The following is a 21,268-nucleotide window of genomic DNA, read 5'->3' on the forward strand; positions in this document are numbered from 1 at the left end:
GGCCCTCCTCACCTCCCCCACAGGCAGACCATCCCGGGACCGTGTCCGCGTCGTCGGCCCCGTGGTCGACACCCGTCCCACGGCGGCCTGCATCCGTCCACGACACGGACACGGACGGAGCCCGGCACCCACCAGGGTGCCGGGCTCCGCTGTCCGCCGCCCCGCCCACCGGGGCGGACGGGGCCTCCCGCTAGAGGCGGGCGGGGGCGACCCGGCCGTTGGCGCCGATCGGAGCGTTCTCCCACGGGAAGTGGGTGGCACCGAAGGCGGGCTTGAGGTCGAACAGCCAGGCGGCCTTCTCGTCGTACTTGGCGAAGAAGGGCTGGCCGACCAGCTCCGGGTCGCGCGCCTGGATGAAGTGCAGGACGAAGACCTTCTCTCCCAAGATCTCCGTCACGCCGTCCACGCACACCTTGCCCGGGGTCGCCGACATCGACGGGCCGCGCACGGTCCGGGCCAGTCCGGAGACCTTCTGGTAGGCACCCCGGAAGATGTCGTAGGCCTCCGCCAGCGGCACCGCGAAGTAGTCCTGCGGGCCGGTGTCACGCTCGACGAACATGTAGTAGGGCACCATGCCGTGACGCAGGTGCGTCCGCCACATGTCCTCCCACGTGGCCGAGTCGTCGTTGATCGTGCGGATCAGCGGCGCCTGGGTGCGGATGATCGCCCCGGTGGCGCGGATGCGCCGCACGGCCTCCTGCACGAGCTCGGACTTCATCTCGTTCGGGTGCGAGAAGTGGGCCATGAACGCGAGGTTCTTGCCCGAGGCCACGACCTTCTCGAACAGGCGGAGCGTGTCGTCCGCGTCCGGGTCGGTGGTGAAGCGCTGCGGCCAGTAGGCCAGCGCCTTGGTCCCGATCCGGATCGCCTCGAGGTGCTCGATCTCCAGCAGCGGCTCGATGTAGCGGGAGATGACCCCCTCACCCATGATCATCGGGTCGCCACCGGTGAACAGGACGCTGGTGACCTCGGGGTGGTTGCGCACGTAGTCGACCATCTGGTCGATCTCGCCGGACGCGAACTTGAGGTCGGCGTCACCGACGAACTGCGCCCAGCGGAAGCAGTAGGTGCAGTACGCGTGGCAGGTCTGGCCCTGCTTCGGGAAGAAGAGGACCGTTTCCTTGTACTTGTGCTGGATGCCCGGGATGGGCTCCTCGTTGCCCGTGGTGGGCACGTTGAGGTCCATCTGCCCGGCCGGGTGCGGGTTCAGCTTGGCGCGGACCCCGTTGGCGGCCTCGTTGAGCTCCTTGCGGCCCGCCCCGGCACTGATGAGGTCGGCGATCCGCGAGACGTCGTCCGCGGGGAGCATGTCGGCCTGCGGGAAGACCAGGCGGTAGATCGGATCGTCGGGAGCGGCGTCCCAGTCGATCAGCTCGTCGATGACGTAGCTGTTGACCCGGAACGGCAGCACATGGGCGACCGCCTTGACCGCGAGCTGCTCGTCAGCCGCGAGACCGGCTCTCGCCGTGAGCTCGTCAAGGTGTTTCGTCGTGTAGGCACGAAACCGACGTCCGGCGGACGGGGACTGTGCCACGTCTGGCGTTACGCTCACGCCTCTCCTCTCCTGCGGTTGGACAGGGGCCCGCCCGCGTGGAGCAGGGCAGCCCTGACCCGGTGGCTCCGGCATACGGGTGCCGGGCGACCACCTGGGGATGAAAAATCAGTTATCGGCTGTGACCAGAGTGTTTTCAGCGACTCAGCCAGCGAGCGGATATACCCCGTCTAGGGGCTTTGTACCCGCTCTGCGTAATATCCAGCCCTGACCTGGACATACAGGAAGTATCCTCGCACGGGTACACGAAGGTGCCGTCCGCAGTCAGCGGGAGGGCGACCCGATAGCGTGTCACCACATCACCCCGCGCGGCCCCCAAGGGGCGTGTTCATCCGTGCCGTGGGCCCGCGCCCAACCGCGCGAACCACACGCCACTCCCGTCCGTCAGCACCAACCGACCGTGTGAGGAAGCTGTGACTGGCACACCCGACGCGGACGCACCGGTACCGCGCACGTCACCGCCCATCATCGCGGTGGACGCCATGGGCGGCGACAACGCCCCCCGGGAGATCGTACGCGGCGCCGTCATGGCCTTCCGCGAGCTGGGCCTGCGGGTCCTGCTCGTGGGGCGTCGCACCGAGATCGCCGCCCAGCTCGCCGAGGAGGGCGCCCTGCGCCACATCCCGGTGGTGCACGCCGAGGACAACATCGCCATGGATGAGGGAGCCCTGGCCAGCTGGCGTCGGCCCCGCTCCAGCGCGGCGGTGGCCTGTCGCCTGATCCGCCGGGGCGACGCGGACGCGCTGGTCTCGGCGGGCTCGACCGGCGGGATAGTGGCCACCTCCACCGTGCGGCTGCGCACCCAGCCCGGGGTGCTGCGCCCGGCTCTGGCGGTGACCCTGCCGACCGGCCCGGTGCCGACGATCCTGGTGGACGCCGGGGCCAACGCGGACGCCAAACCGGAGATGCTGGTCCAGTTCGCGCACCTGGGGTGCGCCTACGCCCAGACCGCCTTCGGAGTGGAACGCCCCCGTGTGGGCGTGCTCAACATCGGTTCGGAGCCCGGCAAGGGCAACAGACTGATCCGCAGGGCAAGCGAACTGCTGGCGGCCCCGGAGAACTCCGAGTCCATGGACTTCCGGGGCAACATCGAGGGCCACGACCTGCTGCGGGGAAGGGTCGACGTGGTGGTGACCGACGGCCACACCGGGAACGTGGCGCTCAAGACCATCGAGGGGACCGCCGCGTTCACGATGAACGCCCTCAAGGAGGCGCTCACCTCGTCCACCCTGGCCCGGACCGGGGCCCTGCTCCAGCGCGGCGCCCTGCGCCGCGTGCGGGAGCGGTTCGACAGCGAGACCTACGGCGGCGCCGCCCTGCTGGGCCTGAACGGCACCGTGGTCATCGCGCACGGCGACAGCCACCCCGAGGGCGTCGCGCAGGCCTGTCGGCTCGCCCACGACCTCGCGGGCGGCCGGATAGGCGACCAGATCCGCCGCCGGGTGCCCCTGCGCTCCCCGCACTGGCTCCACCGCCGTTCCGAGGAGCGCTGAGCCGGACCCGGGCCGCTCTCCCCCCGGCTCAGCCCTCGGAGCCGCCGAAGGCCCGCACGTAGGCCTCCTGTTCGGGGGTCTCCACCGCATGCGGCGAGTAGTGCTCGCGCACGTAGGCCACGGCCTCGGACGCGGGCACCCCGTCCAGCACAGCCAGGCAGGAGAGCGCGGTCCCGGTCCGGCCCCGCCCGCCCAGGCAGGCCAGCTCCACCCGCTCCCGGTCCGCGCGTTCCAGGGCCTCACGGAGCGCGGCCAGGGCGTCCGCGTCGTCGGCGGGCAGGCCGAAGTCCGGCCAGTGCACCCAGCGACCGGACCAGGTGAAGGTCGGCGGTTCGTGGTCCAGCAGGTACAGCCCGAACACGGGCACGGGGCCCTGCGGCAACGGGTAGCCCAGGCCGCGGCCCCGGACCACGCGACCGGACGGGAGCCTCAACACACCGGGGGCTTCGGGGTTCCACGGTTGGTTCATGGAGGGAGGGTATCCGGCCGCTCCCCGGCGAATCGGCGCCCCGGGGGTCCGTTTGAAACCTGTCGGGAGGGGCAGAGGCGGTCGGTAGTCTTAGGGGCATGGTCGACCCGCAGGAAGTACTCTCGCGACGGGTCCAGTCCGCCCTCGGCGCCGCCTTCGGCCCCGAGTTCGCCGACACCGATCCCGTCGTCCGCCCGTCCCAGTTCGCCGACTACCAGGCGAACGCCGCACTCGCGCTCGCCAAGCGCCTGGGCCGCAAGCCCCGCGAGGTCTCCGCGGCGATCATGGAGCACCTGGACGTCACCGACGTGTGCAGAGACGTCGAGGTCAGCGGGCCGGGCTTCATCAACCTCACGCTCCGCGAGGACTGGATCGCCGACCAGACGCGCCAGCTCCTCGACGACCCGCGCGTGGGCGTTCCGGTCCAGGAGCGCCTGAACATCCCGCTCGACTACTCCGCGCCCAACGTGGCCAAGGAGATGCACGTCGGGCACCTGCGCACCACGGTGGTCGGCGACTCCCTGGCCCGCACCCTGGAGTTCCTGGGCCACAACGTCATCCGACAGAACCACATCGGTGACTGGGGCACCCCCTTCGGCATGCTCATCGAGCACCTGCTGGAGGTCGGCGAGGAGTCCGAGGAGTCCGACCTCCTCACCACGGACCCCAACGCCTTCTACCAGGCGGCCCGAACCAAGTTCGACTCCTCCGGCGAGGGCACGGACGACTTCGCCGCCCGCGCGCGCCGCCGTGTCGTGGCCCTCCAGGGCGGCGACGAGGAGACCCTGCGCCTGTGGCGCAAGCTGGTGGGCCTGTCCAGGGTCTACTTCAACAAGGTCTACGCCAAGCTGGGCGTCACCCTCACCGACGAACACCTCGCCGGTGAGAGCAGCTACAACGCGATGCTCGCCGACGTGTGCGACGAGCTGGAGGCCAAGGGCATCGCCGAGATCAGCGACGGCGCCCTCTGCGTGTTCCTCGAGGGCTTCACCGGCCGCGAGGACAAGCCGGTCCCGCTGATCATCCGCAAGAGCGACGGCGGCTACGGCTACGCCACCACGGACCTGGCCACCGTCCGGTACCGGGTGGACGACCTCAAGGCCGACCGCATCCTGTACGTGGTCGGCGCTCCGCAGGCCATGCACTTCAAGATGGTGTGGGCCGCCGCGCGCGCGGCGGGGTGGCTGCCGGAGAGCGTCGAGACCACGCACGTGCAGATCGGCAACGTGCTGGGACCGGACGGCAAGATCCTGCGTACCCGCAGCGGCGCCCCGGTCCGGCTCGTGCAGCTGCTGGACGAGGCGATCCAGCGGGCGGCGGCCGTGGTGGCGGAGAACCGCCCCGACCTGGACGCCGAGAGCCAGGCGGAGATCGCCCGCAAGGTCGGCATCGGCGCGGTGAAGTACGCGGACCTGTCGGTCTCGCACGACACCGAGTACGTGTTCGACTTCGACCGCATGCTGGCGCTGACCGGGAACACCGGTCCCTACATCCAGTACGCCCAGGCCCGGATCCGGTCCATCTTCCGCAAGGGCGAGGTGGACCCCCGAGCCGTCGAGGGGCGGATCACCGTCTCCGAGGGCTCCGAGCGCGAACTCGCGCTCAAGCTGCTGGGCTTCGGCGCCGTGGTGGAGCAGGTGGGCGACCACCTCCAGCCGCACCGCCTGTCGACGTACCTGTTCGAGCTGGCGCAGAACCTCACCGCGTTCTACGAGCACTGCCCGGTGCTGACGGCGGAGACCGACGCCGAGCGCGAGTCGCGGCTGGCACTGGTGTCCGTGGCGCTGCGTGTGCTGGTCCAGGGTCTGGACCTGCTCGGTGTGGAGTCGCCCGAGCACATGTAGCCGTGTGCGGGGCGCGCCCCGTGGCGCGTCGGCGCGCGTGCACGTCGGGAGGGTCGGGGCCACGGGCCCCGGCCCTCCCTTCGTGTGCGCGGTGTCGGGGGTCGGGGCCACGGGCTCCGACCCTCCCTTCGTGTGCGCGGTGTCGGCATGTGCGGTGTCGGTCCGGCGCCGACACGAAGCTTCCCGGGTGGGGCGAGTCGAAAGTCTCTCCGCAGGTCAGGGGCAAACCAGGGGTTCTGGTCGAGCATCCGACCTACAGTGTGAGGACTAATGTCCTATAACGGACACAAAGGGAGTTAACACCCATGGCATTCATCCCCACCGAGTACGGCCCGGGCCCCGGAACGTGGCACCTCGACCCGTTGCACTCCAGCCTGATCTTCGTCGCGCACTACCTGCGCTTCGGCCGAGTCCAGGGCACGTTCGGCGGGGCCGACGGGCGGGTCGACGTGATGGAGGACCCCGCGCGTTCCTCGGTGGAGGTCGTGATCGACGCGCACAGCGTCAACACCGGTGTCAACGCGCGCGACGCGCACCTGCGCTCCGCCGACTTCCTCGACGTGGAGCGCCACCCGCGGATCCGCTTCACCTCCACCCGTGTGGAACCCGGCCGGAAGCAGGATTCCTTCCGCCTGCACGGCGACCTCGAGATCCACGGAACGGCGCTCCCCGTCGTCCTGGACGCCGCATGGGTGGGCGAGGCCCCCGACTACGCCTCTCCGAACGACACCTACGGCCACTTCTTCTCCGCCACGACCCGGATCAGCCTGTCCGACTTCGGGGTCGGCGACGGCGGGCCCGTGCCCTGGGGCGGCCGCCTCGTCGGGGACACCGTCGACGTCGTGCTGGAGGTCCGCCTCCAGAACCAGGACCCCGCACCGTTCCTCAAGCAGATCGGGCACACCCCCTGACCCTCGTGGCCAGGGCACGCGCCCGATCCCGTCCGACCGCCCCGATCAGCCCCTGAGCAGGGCCTCGACCTCGTCCCGCGGGGCCATCGACGAGCTGGCTCCGTGCCGTCCCACGGAGATCGCCGCGGCGGCCGCGGCGAACTCCATCGCCTCCCGCGCCGACCGCCCCTCGGCCCTGGCCACCGCGAACGAGCCGCAGAACGTGTCACCGGCCGCCGTGGTGTCAACGGCCTCCACCTTCCACGCCGGAACGTGCACCGGCTCCTCGCCCCGGCGCCCGAACAGCGAGCCGTCCTCGCCCAGCGTCAACAGCACCTCCGGCACCCTCTCCAGCAGCGCCGCCAGCGCGGCGCGCGGTTCGGTGTGCCCGGTGATGGCGGCGGCCTCGTGCTGGTTGGGCACGAGCACGTCCACGTTGGCCAGGAGCTCGTCCGGAAGCTCCCGCGCGGGGGCGGGGGTCAGGTAGACCGGCACGCCCAGCCCGCGGCCCAGCCGCGCCCCGGCGACCACGGCCTCCATGGGCAGCTCCAGCTGGAGCAGCAGCGCCGCGGCGTCGGCCACCCGCGCCTGGTCACCGTCGACCGCCCCGGCCTCGGCGTTGGCGCCCGGAACCACGATGATCCGGTTGCCGCCCCGGCCGTCCACGACGATGTGCGCGACCCCGGACACTCCCGGGACCGTGCGCAGACCGGAGACGTCGATCCCGCCGGACACCAGGTTGGCGCGCAGTTCCCCCCCGAAGGCGTCGTCGCCGACGGCGCCGAGGAAGGTCACGTCCGCACCCGCCCGCGCCGCCGCGACCGCCTGGTTGGCGCCCTTGCCCCCCGGGATCTGCCGGAAGCCCGTGCCGGTGACGGTCTCACCGCCACCCGGGACCGTGTCCACGTAGGCCACCAGGTCCATGTTGACGCTGCCGAGCACGGCGAGGCGCGGCGCGGCGCTCACTTCGTTGTCCACTTCTCTGCTCATTCCCCAGGTCACTTCTTGGGCCGTTCGGCCGGCTGGCTGTCCGCACCGTCGAGGGCGACGATGACGGGGGCGTGGTCGGAGGCGCCCTTGCCCTTGCGCTCCTCGCGGTCGATGCTCGCACCGGTCACCCGTGCCCTCAGTGCGGGCGAGGCGAGCACGAAGTCGATCCGCATGCCCCTGCGCTTGGGGAAGGCCAGGGCCTTGTAGTCCCAGTACGTGTAGACGCCGGGGCCGGGCGTGTGGTCACGCACGACCTCCGAGAACCCGGCGTCGACCAGCGCGCCGAATGCCGTGCGCTCGGGTTCGGTGACGTGGGTGAGGCCCTCGAAGGCGGCCATGTCCCACACGTCGTCGTCCTGCGGGGCGATGTTGAAGTCGCCGACGTAGGCGATCTGCGCATCCGGGTCCTGCGCCAGGCTCGCGGCGCCCGCCGCGCGAAGGGCCTCCAGCCACCGCAGCTTGTACGCGTAGTGGGGGTGGTCGATCTCGCGGCCGTTGGGCACGTACAGACTCCATACCTGGACCCCGCCGCAGGTGGCGGCGATGGCCCGGGCCTCACGCTCCTCGGGGTCGCCGTAGCCGGGCTGGCCGGGGAAGCCGATCCGGACGTCCTCCAGCCCCACCCGCGAGGCGATCGCGACCCCGTTCCACTGGGAGAGGCCGTGGTGGGCGACCTCGTACCCGCGGTCCGTGAGGACCGACTCGGGGAACTGGTCGTCGCGCGCCTTGGTCTCCTGGATGGCGAGGACGTCGATGTCGCTCCGGTCCAGCCAGTCGCCGATCCGCTCGGCCCTGGCCCGGGCACTGTTCACATTCCATGTCGCGATACGCACAGCCAAAGGCTAGAGGATCGCGCCGACGGACCGCCCCGACCTGGCCGAACACGCGGGGTGAGGGGAGCGGACACGAGGAACCCCGGTGCGGCCGTCCTCCGCACCGGGGTTCGGCGACTCCCGGCACATGCACGGTTGGTTTCAGTCGCGCTTCGTTGGACGGCCTGGCCCCTCCAACGGTTCGCATTGTGCGCAAGGTTTTTCGCGCGGACCGGGGAGGGTGTCGCCCCATCCCCCCGCCCACCAGGGACCTCATGGGTATCAGACACACACCCTTCGGGTAGGCCTGTGGGAGAGGCCACACAGACCCTCCCCCGGTGAGGTGGACGTGTCATGTCGACGGTTGATCCCCGCGAGGCGCGACGGGTGGCCGAACAGGCCAGGGAGAGCGACTGGACCCGACCCAGCTTCGCCAAGGAGCTGTACCTGGGCCGTCTGCGCCTGGACCTGGTCCACCCCCCGTACCCGGGTGAGTCCGAGACGCGGCGCGGGGAGGCCTTCCTCTCCCTGCTGCGGGAGGTGTGCGAGGGCGTCGACGCCCCGCGCGTCGAGCTGGAGGAGCGCGTCCCCGACGAGACCGTCGCGGCGCTGCGCGCGATCGGCGCCTTCGGGATGAAGATCCCCACCGAGTACGGCGGGCTCGGCCTCACCCAGTACCACTACAACCGCGCCCTGATGCTGGTCGGCTCGGTGTGCCCCGCGATCGCCGCCCTGCTCTCCGCCCACCAGTCCATCGGCGTCCCCCAGCCCGTGTCCATGTTCGGCACCGAGGAACAGCGGCGAACCCTGCTGCCGCGCTGCGCCCGGGGCGCGGTCAGCGCCTTCCTGCTCACCGAACCCGACGTGGGCAGCGACCCCGCGCGGCTGAGCGCCACGGCCACGCCCACGGACGACGGGTCGGCGTACCTGCTGGACGGGGTGAAGCTGTGGACGACCAACGGCGTGGTCGCCGAGCTCCTCCTGGTGATGGCGCGGGTGCCCGAGGGGCCCGGACGCCGGGGCGGGATCACGGCGTTCGTGGTGGAGGGCGACTCCCCCGGTGTCACCGTGGAGCACCGCAACCGCTTCATGGGACTGAAGGGACTGGAGAACGGGGTCACCCGCCTGCACCGGGTACGGGTGCCCGCCGACCAGCGGATCGGCGAGGAGGGTCAGGGCCTGCGCATCGCGCTGTCCACCCTCAACACCGGCCGCCTCTCCCTGCCCGCCCTCTGCGCGGGAGCGGGCAAGTGGGCGACCGGGATCGCCCGTGAGTGGTCCCGCGAGCGCGTCCAGTGGGGTCGGCCGGTGGGCCGACACGAGGAGGTCGCCCGGAAGCTGTCCTTCATCACCGCGACCTCCTACGCGATGGAGGCCGTGCTCGACCTGACCGGACGGATGGCCGACGACGGCCGCCACGACATCCGGATCGAGGCGGCCCTCGCCAAGCTGTGGACCTCCGAGATGGCCCACCGGGTCGCCGACGAACTGGTCCAGGTGCGGGGCGGGCGCGGGTACGAGACCGCCGGCTCCCTGGCCGCGCGCGGTGAGCGCGGGGTGCCCGCCGAGCAGGTGCTCCGCGACCTGCGGATCAACCGGATCTTCGAGGGCAGCACGGAGATCATGAGGCTCCTGATCGCCCGTGAGGCCGTGGACGCGCACCTGTCCGTGGCCGGGGACCTCGTCGACCCCGACACCAGTCGCTCCGAGAAGGCGCGAGCCGCCGTCAGGGCGAGCGGCTTCTACGCCCGGTGGCTGCCGACCCTGGTGGTCGGCCGGGGTCAGGTGCCGTCGGCCTTCCAGGAGTTCGGGCCGCTCGCCGCGCACCTGCGCTTCGTCGAGCGCGCCTCGCGTCGCCTCGCTCGCTCCACGTTCTACGCCATGTCCCGCTGGCAGGGAGGGTTGGAGGCCCGGCAGGGCTTCCTCGGGCGCGTGGTGGACATCGGCGCCGAGCTCTTCGCGGCGAGCGCCGTGGTCGTTCGGGCCCGCGCCGACGCGGACGCCCATCCCGAGCGCGGTACGTCGCCGCTGCAGGTGGCCGACGTGTTCTGCCGCCAGTCCCGGCTGCGGGTCGACGCCCTCTTCGAGGGGCTGTGGTCCAACACCGACGCACTCGACGGCAGACTGGCCCGGCGTCTGATGGCCGACTCCTACACGTGGCTTGAGGAGGGCGTGCTCGACCCGTCCGTGCCCGGGCCGTGGATCGCCCCGACCGACCCCGGGCCCTCCCCGCCCGAGGACCTTCACCGCCGGATGGGCTGATCGCTCCCGGAAGTGTCGTCGGCCGCGGATACGGTGATCACATGGCTGCACCGCACCCCCGCCGCGACGCGGAGTTCTCACTGCCGCAGGCCCGCCGGATCGCCCTGGCCGCCCAGGGCTTCCACGACCCCGGCCCCGGTTCCACGCCCACGCTCGCCCACCTGGCGCGCGTGGTCCGCCGCGTGGGCCTGCTCCAGATCGACAGCGTGAACGTGCTCGCCCGCAGCCAGTACCTGCCGGTGTTCGCGCGGCTGGGCGCCTACTCCCCCGATCTCCTGGACCGGGCCACCACCACGAGCGTGGGCGACAGCCCGGCCCGGCTGGTGGAGTGCTGGGCGCACGAGGCGAGCCTGGTGCCGCCCGCCACGCACCGCCTCATGCGGTACCGGATGGAGCACAACCGCGCCCAGCGGAACGTGGGGTGGATGAACGGCATCCGCGAGGACAGACCCGAGCTGGTCAAGGCCGTGCACGAGGAGGTGGCACAGCTCGGCCCGGCCACCGCCCGCGAGGTCGAGGCCGCGCTGGCCCACGACGTGCCGCGCGCCAAGGACCACTGGGGCTGGAACTGGTCCGAGGTCAAGCGGTGCCTGGAGTACCTGTTCTGGATCGGTGACCTCACCGCAAACGGCCGCAACACCCAGTTCGAACGCCGCTACGACCTGCCCGAACGCGTCCTGCCCGCCGAGGTGCACGCCCTCCCGCACCCCACCCCGGAGGAGGCCCACCGGGAGCTGGTCGCCATCGCCGCCCGCGCCCACGGGATCGCCACCGAGCCCGACCTGCGCGACTACTTCCGGCTCAAGGGCGTCGAGTCCCGTGCCGCCGTGGCCGACCTCGTGGACTCCGGCGAGCTGCTGCCGGTCACCGTGCGCGGCTGGGAACGCCCCGCCTACCTGCACCGGGACGCCCGTGTCCCCCGCAAGGTCGACGCCCGCGCGCTGCTGAGCCCGTTCGACTCCCTGGTGTGGACCCGCGACCGCGCCGAGGAGCTGTTCGGGTTCCGCTACCGCCTGGAGATCTACGTGCCCGCCGCCAAGCGGGTGCACGGCTACTACGTGCTGCCCTTCCTCCTGGGGGAGGACCTGGTGGCCCGGGTGGACCTCAAGGCGGACCGCGCCTCGGGCACCCTGCTCGCCCGCCAGGTCACCCTGGAGGAGGACGCACCCGCCGACACCATGCCCGCGCTGGTGGACCAGCTGGAGGAGATGGCGGCCTGGCTCGGCCTGGAGAACGGCGTGGGCGGCGAGGGGCTCACCCACCCCGTCCGCTGACGGACGGCCGCGCACCCGTGGTGCGCGGCCCATCGAGGTCCGTGGAAGGACCCGGGGGCCCGAGGGGCCTTCGCGCTGGGGCGGTGGTCACCTAGTTCGGACTGAGCAGCTTCACCGACGGGAAGTACGTTCGGAATCGCCGGGCGTCTCTGGTCAGGAGGTGATGGCCCTCGATCGCCGCGTGGGCACCGATGTAGAAGTCCGGCAGCGGCGGATGCTTGGTCCCGCCCTGCTTCCGGTAGCGGAGGTGGCACTTCCCGGCCAGGAAGGCCGCCTCCCAGGGCAGGTCGGAGCGAACGAAGTCGCCGCCCAGCGCCAGGTCCAGCTCCTCGATCCGGGTGAAACCGACAGAAACCTCCGCGTAGATGATCGGGTTGATCAGCAGCGGGCCCCGATCAGCCGCTTCCGCCAAGGCCCGTTCCGACCACTCACCCCAGGTGGGATCGCCGGTGAGGACGTCCAGCAGCACGTTGGTGTCGACCATCGTGGAGGAGGGCCCGGATCCGTCACTTTCCAGGCAGGACCTGACGGACTCAGCAGTCGTCATCGTCTCCCCTGGTCAACTCCATGATCTCGTCCGTGCTCATGCTGGTCGTGGTCCTACCGCGCAGTCGCTCGACGAGACGCTGGCCACGCGAGGGCTCGGTCGCCGCGCGAACCACACGCGCACCGTTGCCCTCCAGGACGAACTCGACTTCATCTCCGGGGCTGAGGCCGAGTCTCCTACGCACCTCGACCGGGATGGTGACCTGACCCTTCTCGGTGATCCTCATGGAGCCAGGGTAATACTTCGCAGGTATTACTTCTGGAGAATCCGAACCAACTCCGGGTGTTCCACGACGAAGGGCCGCGCACCCGGTGGTGCGCGGCCCTTCGAGGTCGGGGGGATCAGACGCGTTCGACGATGGTGACGTTGGCCTGGCCGCCGCCCTCGCACATGGTCTGGAGACCGTAGCGGCCCCCGGTCCGGTGGAGCTCGTTGACCAGCTTGGTCATCAGGATCGCGCCCGTTGCGCCGAGCGGGTGTCCCAGGGCGATGGCACCGCCGTTGGGGTTGACCCTGGCGGGGTCGGCGCCGAGCTCCTCGGTCCACGACATCGGGACCGGGGCGAAGGCCTCGTTGATCTCGGTGACGTCGATGTCGTCGATGCCCAGACCCGCCTTGTCCAGAGCGATCCGGGTCGCCGGGATCGGGGCCGTGAGCATGTAGACCGGGTCGTCGCCCACCAGCGACAGCTGCACGACACGGGCGAGCGGGGTCAGGCCGTGTCGCTCCACGGCGCGCTCGGAGGCGATGAGCAGCGCACCGGCGCCCACCGAGATCTGGCTGGCGATCGCGGCGGTGAGCTCCCAACCCTCGCGCAACGGCTTGAGCCCGGCCATCTTCTCCAGGGTGGTGTCCGGGCGCACGCCCTCGTCCCTGGTCACCCCGGCGATGGGGGCGATCTGCGCGTCGAAGTACCCGGCCTCCTGCGCGGCGGCGGCCCGTTTGTGGCTCTCCAGCGCGAACTCCTCCAGCTGCTCGCGCTTGTAGCCCCACTTCTCGCACATGAGCTGGGCGCCCCGGAACTGGGAGATCTCCTGGAAGCCGTACCGCTTGACCCACCCCTCGCCGTACAGCGGGAGGTCGTTGTCGAGGGCGAACTGGACGTTGGCGCCCATGGGGACCATGCCCATGTTCTCCACGCCCGCCGCCACGACCAGGTCCTGGGTACCGGACATGACGCCCTGGGCGGCGAAGTGGATGGACTGCTGCGAGGAGCCGCACTGGCGGTCGATGGTGACGGCGGGGACCGACTCGGGCAGGCCGGCGGACAGCCACGCGGTGCGGGCAAGGTCCAGCGCCTGCGGACCGGCCTGGCTGACGACGCCCATGATGACGTCCTCGACGGCGGCCGGATCGACCCCGGTGCGCTCGACGAGCTCCTTGAGGACGTGTGCGCCCAGGTCCGCCGGGTGCACGGCGGCCAGGGCACCCTTCTTGGTGCCGACGGGGGTGCGCACCGCACCGACGATGTAGGCCTCAGCCACTGGGTCCTCCAAGGGGCGTGGAATGTGACGTCCTATAGAACCGAACTGTATTCGGTTTGAATTCCCCGGCAAGACCCCGGCCCCGCCTTCCGGGCGCCCGCACTGGTCGCCGGTGGTCAGTCCGTGCGGTCGCCCCAGCGCCCGCCCTCCCCGTTGCCGAGTGTGGTGCCCGTGACCCGCTCCAGGACGTCGAACACGTCCGGGTGCTCGTCGGGACCGAAGTCGGAGAGCAATGAGCGCAGCGCCGTCCGCTGGGCCTCGTACAACTGCCGCACCGCGTCCTCCCCGCGCCAGTTCAGCTCCCAGGGGTCGCTGTCGTCGGCCAGGTAGCCCGCCTCCAGCAGCTCCTGGTGGGCGTCCTCCCACCGGGCGGCGTTCAGGCCCGACATCCGCACCAGGGCGGTCACCCCGAGCGGCCCCTGGACCCCTATGTGGCTCAGCGCCCAGCAGGCCTCCGTCGACACCTCCAGGCCGGAGGCCTCCCGCAGCCGCTGGTACATGGTCTCCGTGCCCTCGGCCCCGCAGGCCGCGTAGATCTCGCGCTCCACCTGCTCCATGGCGCTGCGGCTGGGGGCGGCCACCGGGGACACCGTCTCGTCCAGGTCCGGGGTCCTGATGGTGGTGCGCAGTACGTCCTGCCGCAGGAAGAGGGCGAGCACCAGCCCCACGAGGGCGACCGGTACGGCACACAGGAACACGGTGTCGATGGCGTCGGCGTAGACCTCCAGGAATCCCGCCTGGACCTGTGGCGGCAGGCGGTCGATGGCGCTCGGGTCGCTCTCCAGCGAGGTCGCGTCGACCCCCGCGGGGAGGTCGAGGCTCCCGGCCCGCGCGGCCAGGTTCGAGGCGAGCTGTCCGGCGAAGACCGACCCGAACACCGCCGTGCCGAAGGAGCCGCCGACGGAGCGGAAGAAGGTCGCGGACGAGGTCGAGACCCCCAGGTCGTCGTAGGAGGAGGCGTTCTGCACCACCAGGACCACCACCTGCATCACCAGGCCCAGTCCGGAGCCCAGGACGAAGAAGTAGGCACCCATCTCCCACAGGGAACTGTCCGGCCCCATGCCGGACATCAGGAAGAGCCCGATCGCGGTCAGGGCCATACCCGCGATGGGGAACACCTTGTAGCGGCCGGTCCGGGTGACCAGGCGGCCACTGGTGATCGAGGTGATCAGCATGCCCATGACCATCGGGAGCAGATGGAGTCCCGAGGCGGTCGGGGAGAGCCCGTGCACGATCTGGAGGAAGAGCGGCAGGAAGGCCATCGAGCCCATCATCGCGAAGCCCACGCAGAAGCCGATGGCCATGGCGACCACGATGGTCGGGTTGCGGAACAGGCTGAGCGGCATCACCGGGTCCGGGGCGCGGCGCGCGGTGAGCCACCAGCCCACCCCGAGGGCCAGCCCCGCCGCGCCCAGGGTGAGGATCTGCCACGAGAGCCAGCCGTAGACCCCGCCGCCCCAGGAGGCCACCAGGGTGAGGCAGACGGCGGTGGCGGCCAGCAGCACGATGCCCGCGTAGTCGATGTCGCGGCGGCCGACCGGGTCCTGCCGGGGCAGGACGGCCAGGACCGTGAGGAAGGCGATCAGCCCCAGCGGGAGGTTCACGTAGAACACCCACCGCCAGGACAGGTGGTCCACGAACAGCCCGCCCAGCAGGGGCCCGGCCACACTGGAGACCCCGAAGACGGCACCGAACAGGCCCTGGTACTTGCCGCGCTCCCTGGGCGAGACGACGTCGCCGATGATCGCCGAGGCCAACACCATGAGTCCGCCACCGCCCACTCCCTGGAGGCCGCGGGCCAGCACCAGCTGGAGCATGTCCTGGGCCAGACCGCACAGGACGGAGCCCAGGAGGAAGATCGCGATGCACCCCAGGAACAGCCGCTTGCGGCCGAACTGGTCACCGAGCTTGCCCCAGAGCGGGGTGCTGGCGGTCACCGCCAGCAGGTAGGCGGTGATCACCCAGGACAGGTGGTTGAGTCCGCCGAGGTCGGAGACGATCGTCGGCAGCGCCGTGGAGACGATGGTCTGGTCCAGCGCCGAAAGCAGGACGGCCAGCATGAGGGCGGTCATGATCAGCGCGATCCGCCCTCCGTGGGACTCGCGCTGGTCGGCGGGGCTGTGTGACATCGAATCGCCTCCCGGGGTCGGGCCGCCCGACTCTCCACGGCCCGGCTGCTGGTCCACCCTAGGAACCGGAAACCGCCCCACTCCAGGGAACCGCCCAGGCCACCCGGAACTTTGCTCCGGCTTGCCCCCCGTACTTCAAAACCGAACGTGGTTCGGTTACCGTGTGGGAACACAGTGATCCCCGACACCTCGGAGCAGAGCATGAAGCGGGAACTCTTCGACGCCGACCACGACCTCTTCCGCGAATCGGTGGCCGAGTTCCTCAAGCGGGACGTCGTCCCCTTCCACGCCCAGTGGGAGAAGGACGGGATCGTGCCCCGGGAGGTGTGGGTCAAAGCGGGAACCGTCGGCCTGCTCGGCCACGGGGTGCCCGAGGAGTACGGCGGCACCGGCCTCGACGACTACCGGTACAACCAGATCGTCAACGAGGAGATCTGCCGAGCGCACGCGAGCGGCCCGGGTATCACCCTCCAGAACGACGTCATGGCGCCCTACATGGTGGGTCTGACCACTGACGAGCAGAAGCGACGCTGGCTGCCCGGCTTCGCCAGCGGCGAGCTGATCACCGCGATCGCCATGACCGAGCCCGGAACCGGCAGCGACCTCCAGGGGATCCGGACCTCCGCCGTGCGCGACGGCGACGAGTTCGTCGTCAACGGCGGCAAGACCTTCATCACCAACGGCGTCAACGCCGACCTCGTCATCGTGGTCTGCCAGACCGACCCCGACGCCGGGGCGCAGGGATTCTCCCTGATCGCCGTGGAGCGCGGTGCCCCCGGGTTCGAGCGCGGCCGCAACCTCGACAAGGTCGGCATGAAGGCGCAGGACACCGCCGAGTTGTTCTTCGACGACGTCCGCGTGCCGGCCGCCAACCTCCTCGGGACCGAGGGCCAGGGGTTCATCCACCTGCTCCAGAACCTGCCGCAGGAGCGGCTGTCCATCGCCACCTGTGCCGTGGCCTCGGCGGACCACGTCCTCCAGCACACCATCGAGTACTGCCGGGAGCGGACCGCCTTCGGACGGCCGATCGGGCGGTTCCAGAACACCCGTTTCGTCCTGGCCGAGTTGGCGACCGAGGTCGACATCGCCCGGACCTACGTGGATCGCGGGGTCGAGCTGCTCAACAAGGGTGAGCTCACCGTGGAGGACGCGGCGAAGGCCAAGTGGTGGACCACCGAGATGTGCAACCGGGTGATGGACCGTTGCCTCCAGCTTCACGGCGGGTACGGGTACATGATGGAATACCCCGTGGCACGGGCCTGGCAGGACTCCCGCGTCCAGACGATCTACGGTGGCACCACCGAGATCATGAAGGAGATCGTCGGCAGGGGCCTGGGCCTGTAGGACCCCCCGAACCCCGAAGGGACCGGTCGTGAGCGGATCGTGGGACGGCCTCATCGTGATGGGCCTGCTGGCGGTGCTGTTGGTCATCGCCGTGCGCAAGCTCCGACCGAAGATCCACATTCCCTGGGCGACCAGCGGCATCGTGGTCTTCTTCGTCTTCGTCTGCCTGCTCCTGTGGGCCAACTCCTACCGCTGAGCGCGCCCGCGCCAGGACACCGGAGTCCCCGACGCACACCGAAGGCCCGCCATCCCAGCTCCTCGACTGGGGTGGCGGGCCTTCCGGCGTCCGGGGGGAGGGACGGGCACGGCGCACGATCCAAAGGCGGGTGAGGACCGTGCGGGCGAACCCGGCCGTGATGGTCTGGCGGGTCGGGGGCGGGCCGGTTCTCGTGGCCAGGTCAGGGGGCGTACGGGTCGAAGTCGATCCCGTCGGGCAGGGCCTTGGCCAGGGAGTCGGCGAACCGCTCGTCCTTGAGGTCGAGCTGGGCCGCACCGTAGTCGGCCGTCACGAAGATCTCCCGGATCCCCTCGGGGTAGCCCTCCCAGCCGACCAGGTCCGGGTACTGCCACTCGCCGTAGTGGTTCTCGGGCGGGTCGTCGTGGTCGGCGGCGAACCGGAACGCGTGGGTCGAGGCGCCGTCCTTGTGGTAGACGATCTTGGGGTGCGTGCCCTCCCACAGGAGGTCCTCCGCCGCGCGGGTGTCGTAGCCGCCGTGCGCGGAGGCCGACACGTAGCGGGCCTCGTCCTCGAACACCCAGACGACGACGTGCTCCAGGTCGTGCCGGTGCCCGCAGCAGCCGTGCATGATCTGGTCCTTCTCGAAGTAGAGCGCGTACATGTACGCGCACCACCCGCTGCCGTCACAGCTGGACCGGGAATAGGAATTGGTGTTGTCCAGGTCCGACTGGTCCCGGCAGTTTCCGTTCAACGCACCCGAGGTGTTGAGCCCCTCGGCGACAGTTCCGTCCGGACCGATGGCGGGGGTGGAATAGCAACCGTCCGTGTCGTAGTCGAAGGCGGGCTGCCATTTGGCCTCGGCCTCGGAGGAATGGGCGGGTAGCGCGGGCGGCGGTTCCGCGAAGGCCGGTGTGGCCATCGCGACCACCAGGGCCAGCGCTCCCACAAGTGAGACTCCGCCGCGTAGGGCGGACCCCTTCGGGAGGCGAAGCGACCCCGGGAACCTCTTGGGACTTTGTTCCATGAAACCCCACGAGGAACCCGGAGCCACTTTCGCGCCGTCTTCCCGCAATGCGCACACCGCCATTCTCCGCGCCGGTCAGTCCCTTTACCACTGAATAAAGTAACCAGCCGACTACAGACAAACAAGACGGGTGCGCCGCATTTTTTTCGCGGCCGGAAACAGGTTTACCGCGACACTGTCCCCGACCAGCGAAAAAGGAGTCGGAGGACGGTCACAGCCGTCCGGCGTCGATGATGCGTTGGAGGAACCGACGGGTGCGCGGCTCGGTCGGATCGCCCAGGACGCGCTCCGGCGGCCCCTGTTCGAGGATGCGTCCGCCGTCGAGGAAGCACACCGTGTCGGCCACCTGACGGGCGAACCCCATCTCGTGCGTGGCCAGGAGCATGGTCATTCCGTCCTCACGCAGCCCGCGCACGAGGTCCAGCACCTCACCGACCAGTTCCGGGTCCAGAGCGCTGGTCACCTCGTCCAGCAGGAGCAGGCGCGGGGAGTTGACCAGGGCCCGCACGATCGCCACCCGCTGCTGCTGCCCGCCGGAGAGCCGGTCCGGGTACTCCCCCGACTTGTCCAGCAGGCCGACCCGGTCCAGGAGGGCGCGCCCCCGTTCCTCGGCCTCCGCCCGCCGCCTGCGGTGCACACGGCGCGGGGCCAGCGTGACGTTGTCCAGCACGGACATGTGCGGGAACAGGTTGAACGACTGGAAGACCATCCCGATCCGGCGGCGCACGCGGTCCGGGTCCACCCTCGGGTCGGTGACGTGCTCGCCGTCCAGGTGGATGGAGCCGTCGCTGATCGGCTCCAGCAGGTTGGCGCAGCGCAGGAGCGTGGACTTGCCGGAGCCGGAGGCGCCGATGAGCACCACCACACCGTGTTCGGGCACGTCGAGGTCGAGCCCGTTCAGCACCACGTCGCCGCGGAACTCCTTGCGGACGCCGCGCGCCCGCAGCACCGGGACGTCGCCCTCCAGTTGGGAGAGCCGTTCGAGCTCGCTCACCTTGCGCCCTCCGAGGACTGTCTGCGGGCGGCCCGTACGGTCACCCAGTCGGTCACCGCCACCAGCGGGATCGCCATGAGCACGAACAGCACCCCGGCCACCACGTAGGGGGTGAAGTTGTAGGTCTGCGCGGTGGCGATCTGCGCCGCGCGGATGGCGTCGATCGGCCCGGCCAGGGAGATCAGCCCCACGTCCTTCTGCAGGGCCACCATGTCGTTGAGCAGCGGCGGCGATACTCGGCGGACCGCCTGTGGCAGCACCACCCAGCGCATGGCCTGTGTGTAGGTGAGCCCCAGCGAGCGGGCGGCGGCGATCTGGCTGGGGTGGACCGACTCGATCCCCGCCCGGAACACCTCGGCGATGTAGGCGCCGTAGGTGATCACCAACGCGATCCCGCCGAGCACGAGCACGCTCGGCGTGCCCTCCAGGCGGAGCCCGGGCACACCGAAGGTCATCAGGTACAGCACGATGATCAGCGGGGCGCCCCGGAACCCGTACGTGTACGAGGCGGCCAGGGCGCGCAGGGGGAAGAACACGGGCCCGCGCAGGGTCCGCATGATCGCCACGAGCAGGCCCAGGGCCAGCGCGCCGAGCGCGCAGAACACCAGCACGCGCAGGTTCAGCCAGAGCCCGGTCAGGACGGCGGGGAGGGCGTCGCGGGCCACGTCGAGGTCGAAGAAGGTCTCCCGGACCCGCTCCCACCCGGGCGAGCCGACCACCACGGTGACCAGCACGGCGCCCAGCAGCGCCGTGGAGAGTGCGCCGACCAGGACCGAGCGCACTCCCTGGCGGCGGCGGAACGTGCCGCGCTCCGTCTCCAGCAGGCTGGGAACGTGTGGCTCCCTGGGTCCGGTCACGACAGTTCGGGGGCGTCGGCGGCGTCGGCGAGCCACTCCTGTTCGAGTTCGGCGAGCGTGCCGTCCTCCCGCAGGGTGTCCACGGCCCGGGTGACGCAGTCCGTCAGGGGTGAGTCGAGGTCCAGGACCAGCCCGAACGACTCGTCCTCGGACGCCGAGTCCGCCTTCGGTAGCTGCCCGACGATCTCGGCGTCCTCCAGTTCGGCGGAGGTGACGTAGAAGGCGGTGGGCAGGTCGAGGACGACCGCGTCCACCTGACCGTTCTCCAGCGCCTGCTTCGCGTCGTCGTTGTTGTTGAAGACCAGGGGCTCCTGCTCCGGGTCGATACTCGCGACCAGCGCGTCGTAGCTGGTGGTGCCCACCTGGGCGCCGATCACCAGCTCCCGGAGGTCGTCCAGGCTCTCGGCCCCGGCCGTGTCGCCGTCCGAGAGCGCCACCACGGCCTGTCGGACGTCGTAGTAGGGCGAGGAGAAGTCGACGGCCGCCCGCCGCTCTTCGGTGATGGAGAACTGGTTGACGTCGAAGTCGTAGTCCTTGGGGCCGGGGGCGATGGCGTTGTTGAAGGTCACCACGGTCCACTCGACCTGCTCGGCGGGGTATCCCAGCTCCTCGGCCACCGCGTACGCCACCGCGGACTCGAATCCCTCACCGTTGGCGGGGTCGTCCCCGACGAACCACGGCGGGTAGGCGGGACTGTCCGTGCCGACGGTGAGGGTGGTGTCGGTCAGCGTGGGCAGGGCCCCGGGCTCGCAGTCGGCGGCGTCGCCCTCGGCGACCGGGCCCGGGTCCTCCGGGGAGCAGGCGGTGGCCAGCAGCACGGCCGAGGCCGCGACCGCCCCGAGCCGGACGAAGGGTGAGGCGGTGAGGGGACCACGGGTTCGGGGTCGCAGGGGCATGGGGTGCTCCGGAGGCTCAGGCGGGGGACGATGATTTCCCCACATTAGCGACCAAAGCAGTGGACAACCAGGTCTTTTCCGTCACTCTCACCGGGAGGGGGACGGCCCGGCGGACCGTCGGGCCGCGGTCACCTCGTCGCACGATCCGTCCTCGATCCGCCCCGGCCACGAGGCGTCCTTCACCGGGCCCCTGTGGACGGGCACCGGCCGACAGCCACGCGGCGGGCCG

The 21,268-nt window shown here is 70.8% G+C and carries 19 protein-coding genes; 7 read left to right on the forward strand and 12 right to left on the reverse strand.

Translation table 11 applies throughout. The annotated features are described in order from the left end of the window. Nucleotides 1-190: 190 nt before the first annotated feature. Complete coding sequence (locus ADX84_RS19050) at nucleotides 191-1,534, reverse strand: KamA family radical SAM protein (protein WP_049576914.1); 1,344 nt, start codon at nucleotides 1,532-1,534, stop codon at nucleotides 191-193. A 431-nt stretch (nucleotides 1,535-1,965) separates the two neighbouring features. Between ADX84_RS19050 and plsX the strand changes: the two genes are divergently transcribed. Then, on the forward strand, nucleotides 1,966-3,045 hold the full coding sequence (gene plsX / locus ADX84_RS19055; RefSeq protein WP_049576918.1) for a phosphate acyltransferase PlsX: 1,080 nt from the start codon (nucleotides 1,966-1,968) through the stop codon (nucleotides 3,043-3,045). 28 nt (nucleotides 3,046-3,073) lie between these two features. Here plsX and ADX84_RS19060 read toward each other — a convergent pair whose 3' ends face one another. Further along, nucleotides 3,074-3,514, reverse strand: coding sequence for a protein-tyrosine phosphatase family protein (locus ADX84_RS19060; protein ID WP_049576922.1), 441 nt, complete (start codon nucleotides 3,512-3,514; stop codon nucleotides 3,074-3,076). Between the two features lie 98 nt (nucleotides 3,515-3,612). On the opposite strand from ADX84_RS19060, the gene argS reads away from it, so the two are divergent. Then, nucleotides 3,613-5,358, forward strand: coding sequence for an arginine--tRNA ligase (argS, locus tag ADX84_RS19065; RefSeq protein ID WP_049576927.1), 1,746 nt, complete (start codon nucleotides 3,613-3,615; stop codon nucleotides 5,356-5,358). A gap of 305 nt (nucleotides 5,359-5,663) precedes the next feature. After that, nucleotides 5,664-6,269 carry a YceI family protein gene (locus ADX84_RS19070; RefSeq protein WP_049576930.1) on the forward strand — a complete coding sequence of 202 codons (606 nt, stop codon included), beginning with the start codon at nucleotides 5,664-5,666 and terminating at the stop codon, nucleotides 6,267-6,269. A gap of 45 nt (nucleotides 6,270-6,314) precedes the next feature. Here ADX84_RS19070 and ADX84_RS19075 read toward each other — a convergent pair whose 3' ends face one another. Next, nucleotides 6,315-7,238 (reverse strand): PfkB family carbohydrate kinase, encoded by a 924-nt coding sequence (locus ADX84_RS19075; protein WP_049576933.1) that lies wholly within the window; start codon nucleotides 7,236-7,238, stop codon nucleotides 6,315-6,317. 8 nt (nucleotides 7,239-7,246) lie between these two features. Next, nucleotides 7,247-8,071 (reverse strand): exodeoxyribonuclease III, encoded by an 825-nt coding sequence (locus ADX84_RS19080; RefSeq protein WP_199776639.1) that lies wholly within the window; start codon nucleotides 8,069-8,071, stop codon nucleotides 7,247-7,249. 333 nt (nucleotides 8,072-8,404) lie between these two features. On the opposite strand from ADX84_RS19080, the gene ADX84_RS19085 reads away from it, so the two are divergent. Together ADX84_RS19085 and ADX84_RS19090 are read left to right on the forward strand one after the other, a co-directional pair. Next, on the forward strand, nucleotides 8,405-10,312 hold the full coding sequence (locus tag ADX84_RS19085; RefSeq protein WP_049576939.1) for an acyl-CoA dehydrogenase family protein: 1,908 nt from the start codon (nucleotides 8,405-8,407) through the stop codon (nucleotides 10,310-10,312). A gap of 41 nt (nucleotides 10,313-10,353) precedes the next feature. Further along, entirely contained in the window at nucleotides 10,354-11,586 is a 1,233-nt protein-coding gene (locus ADX84_RS19090) for a winged helix-turn-helix domain-containing protein (protein WP_049576942.1), read from the forward strand. A gap of 91 nt (nucleotides 11,587-11,677) precedes the next feature. Here the strand turns inward: ADX84_RS19090 and ADX84_RS19095 are convergent, their stop codons facing one another. The 4 genes from ADX84_RS19095 to ADX84_RS19110 all read right to left on the reverse strand — a co-directional run bounded on the left by ADX84_RS19095 (nucleotide 11,678) and on the right by ADX84_RS19110 (nucleotide 15,746). Next, nucleotides 11,678-12,133 carry a type II toxin-antitoxin system VapC family toxin gene (locus ADX84_RS19095; protein WP_082206619.1) on the reverse strand — a complete coding sequence of 152 codons (456 nt, stop codon included), beginning with the start codon at nucleotides 12,131-12,133 and terminating at the stop codon, nucleotides 11,678-11,680. Beyond that, a complete protein-coding gene (locus ADX84_RS19100; RefSeq protein WP_049576957.1) occupies nucleotides 12,120-12,359 on the reverse strand; it encodes an AbrB/MazE/SpoVT family DNA-binding domain-containing protein in 240 nt (79 codons plus the stop codon). The genes ADX84_RS19095 and ADX84_RS19100 overlap by 14 nt, the downstream gene beginning before the upstream one ends. A gap of 115 nt (nucleotides 12,360-12,474) precedes the next feature. Then, nucleotides 12,475-13,617, reverse strand: a complete 1,143-nt coding sequence (locus ADX84_RS19105; RefSeq protein ID WP_049576962.1) for an acetyl-CoA C-acetyltransferase — start codon at nucleotides 13,615-13,617, stop codon at nucleotides 12,475-12,477. Nucleotides 13,618-13,733: 116 nt separating this feature from the next. Further along, entirely contained in the window at nucleotides 13,734-15,746 is a 2,013-nt protein-coding gene (locus ADX84_RS19110; protein WP_049576967.1) for an MDR family MFS transporter, read from the reverse strand. A 201-nt stretch (nucleotides 15,747-15,947) separates the two neighbouring features. Here ADX84_RS19110 and ADX84_RS19115 point away from each other — a divergent pair, with 201 nt between their 5' ends. Then, nucleotides 15,948-17,090, forward strand: a complete 1,143-nt coding sequence (locus ADX84_RS19115) for an acyl-CoA dehydrogenase family protein (RefSeq protein ID WP_049577001.1) — start codon at nucleotides 15,948-15,950, stop codon at nucleotides 17,088-17,090. A gap of 28 nt (nucleotides 17,091-17,118) precedes the next feature. After that, a complete protein-coding gene (locus ADX84_RS26415) occupies nucleotides 17,119-17,286 on the forward strand; it encodes a hypothetical protein (protein WP_017544010.1) in 168 nt (55 codons plus the stop codon). A gap of 202 nt (nucleotides 17,287-17,488) precedes the next feature. Here the strand turns inward: ADX84_RS26415 and ADX84_RS19125 are convergent, their stop codons facing one another. From ADX84_RS19125 to ADX84_RS19140, 4 genes are all read right to left on the reverse strand, one after another. After that, complete coding sequence (locus tag ADX84_RS19125; RefSeq protein WP_049576972.1) at nucleotides 17,489-18,214, reverse strand: NPP1 family protein; 726 nt, start codon at nucleotides 18,212-18,214, stop codon at nucleotides 17,489-17,491. Between the two features lie 289 nt (nucleotides 18,215-18,503). Then, a complete protein-coding gene (locus ADX84_RS19130; protein WP_199776640.1) occupies nucleotides 18,504-19,286 on the reverse strand; it encodes an amino acid ABC transporter ATP-binding protein in 783 nt (260 codons plus the stop codon). Further along, nucleotides 19,283-20,143: an amino acid ABC transporter permease gene (locus ADX84_RS19135; protein ID WP_049576975.1), complete on the reverse strand. Its 861-nt coding sequence runs from the start codon at nucleotides 20,141-20,143 to the stop codon at nucleotides 19,283-19,285. Before ADX84_RS19135 ends, ADX84_RS19130 begins: the two co-directional genes overlap by 4 nt. Continuing rightward, nucleotides 20,140-21,039, reverse strand: a complete 900-nt coding sequence (locus ADX84_RS19140) for an ABC transporter substrate-binding protein (RefSeq protein ID WP_049576979.1) — start codon at nucleotides 21,037-21,039, stop codon at nucleotides 20,140-20,142. Before ADX84_RS19140 ends, ADX84_RS19135 begins: the two co-directional genes overlap by 4 nt. Nucleotides 21,040-21,268: the final 229 nt, after the last annotated feature.

Origin of the sequence: Nocardiopsis sp. SBT366, from assembly GCF_001083815.1 — a bacterium.
Taxonomy (GTDB): Bacteria; Actinomycetota; Actinomycetes; order Streptosporangiales; family Streptosporangiaceae; genus Nocardiopsis; species Nocardiopsis prasina.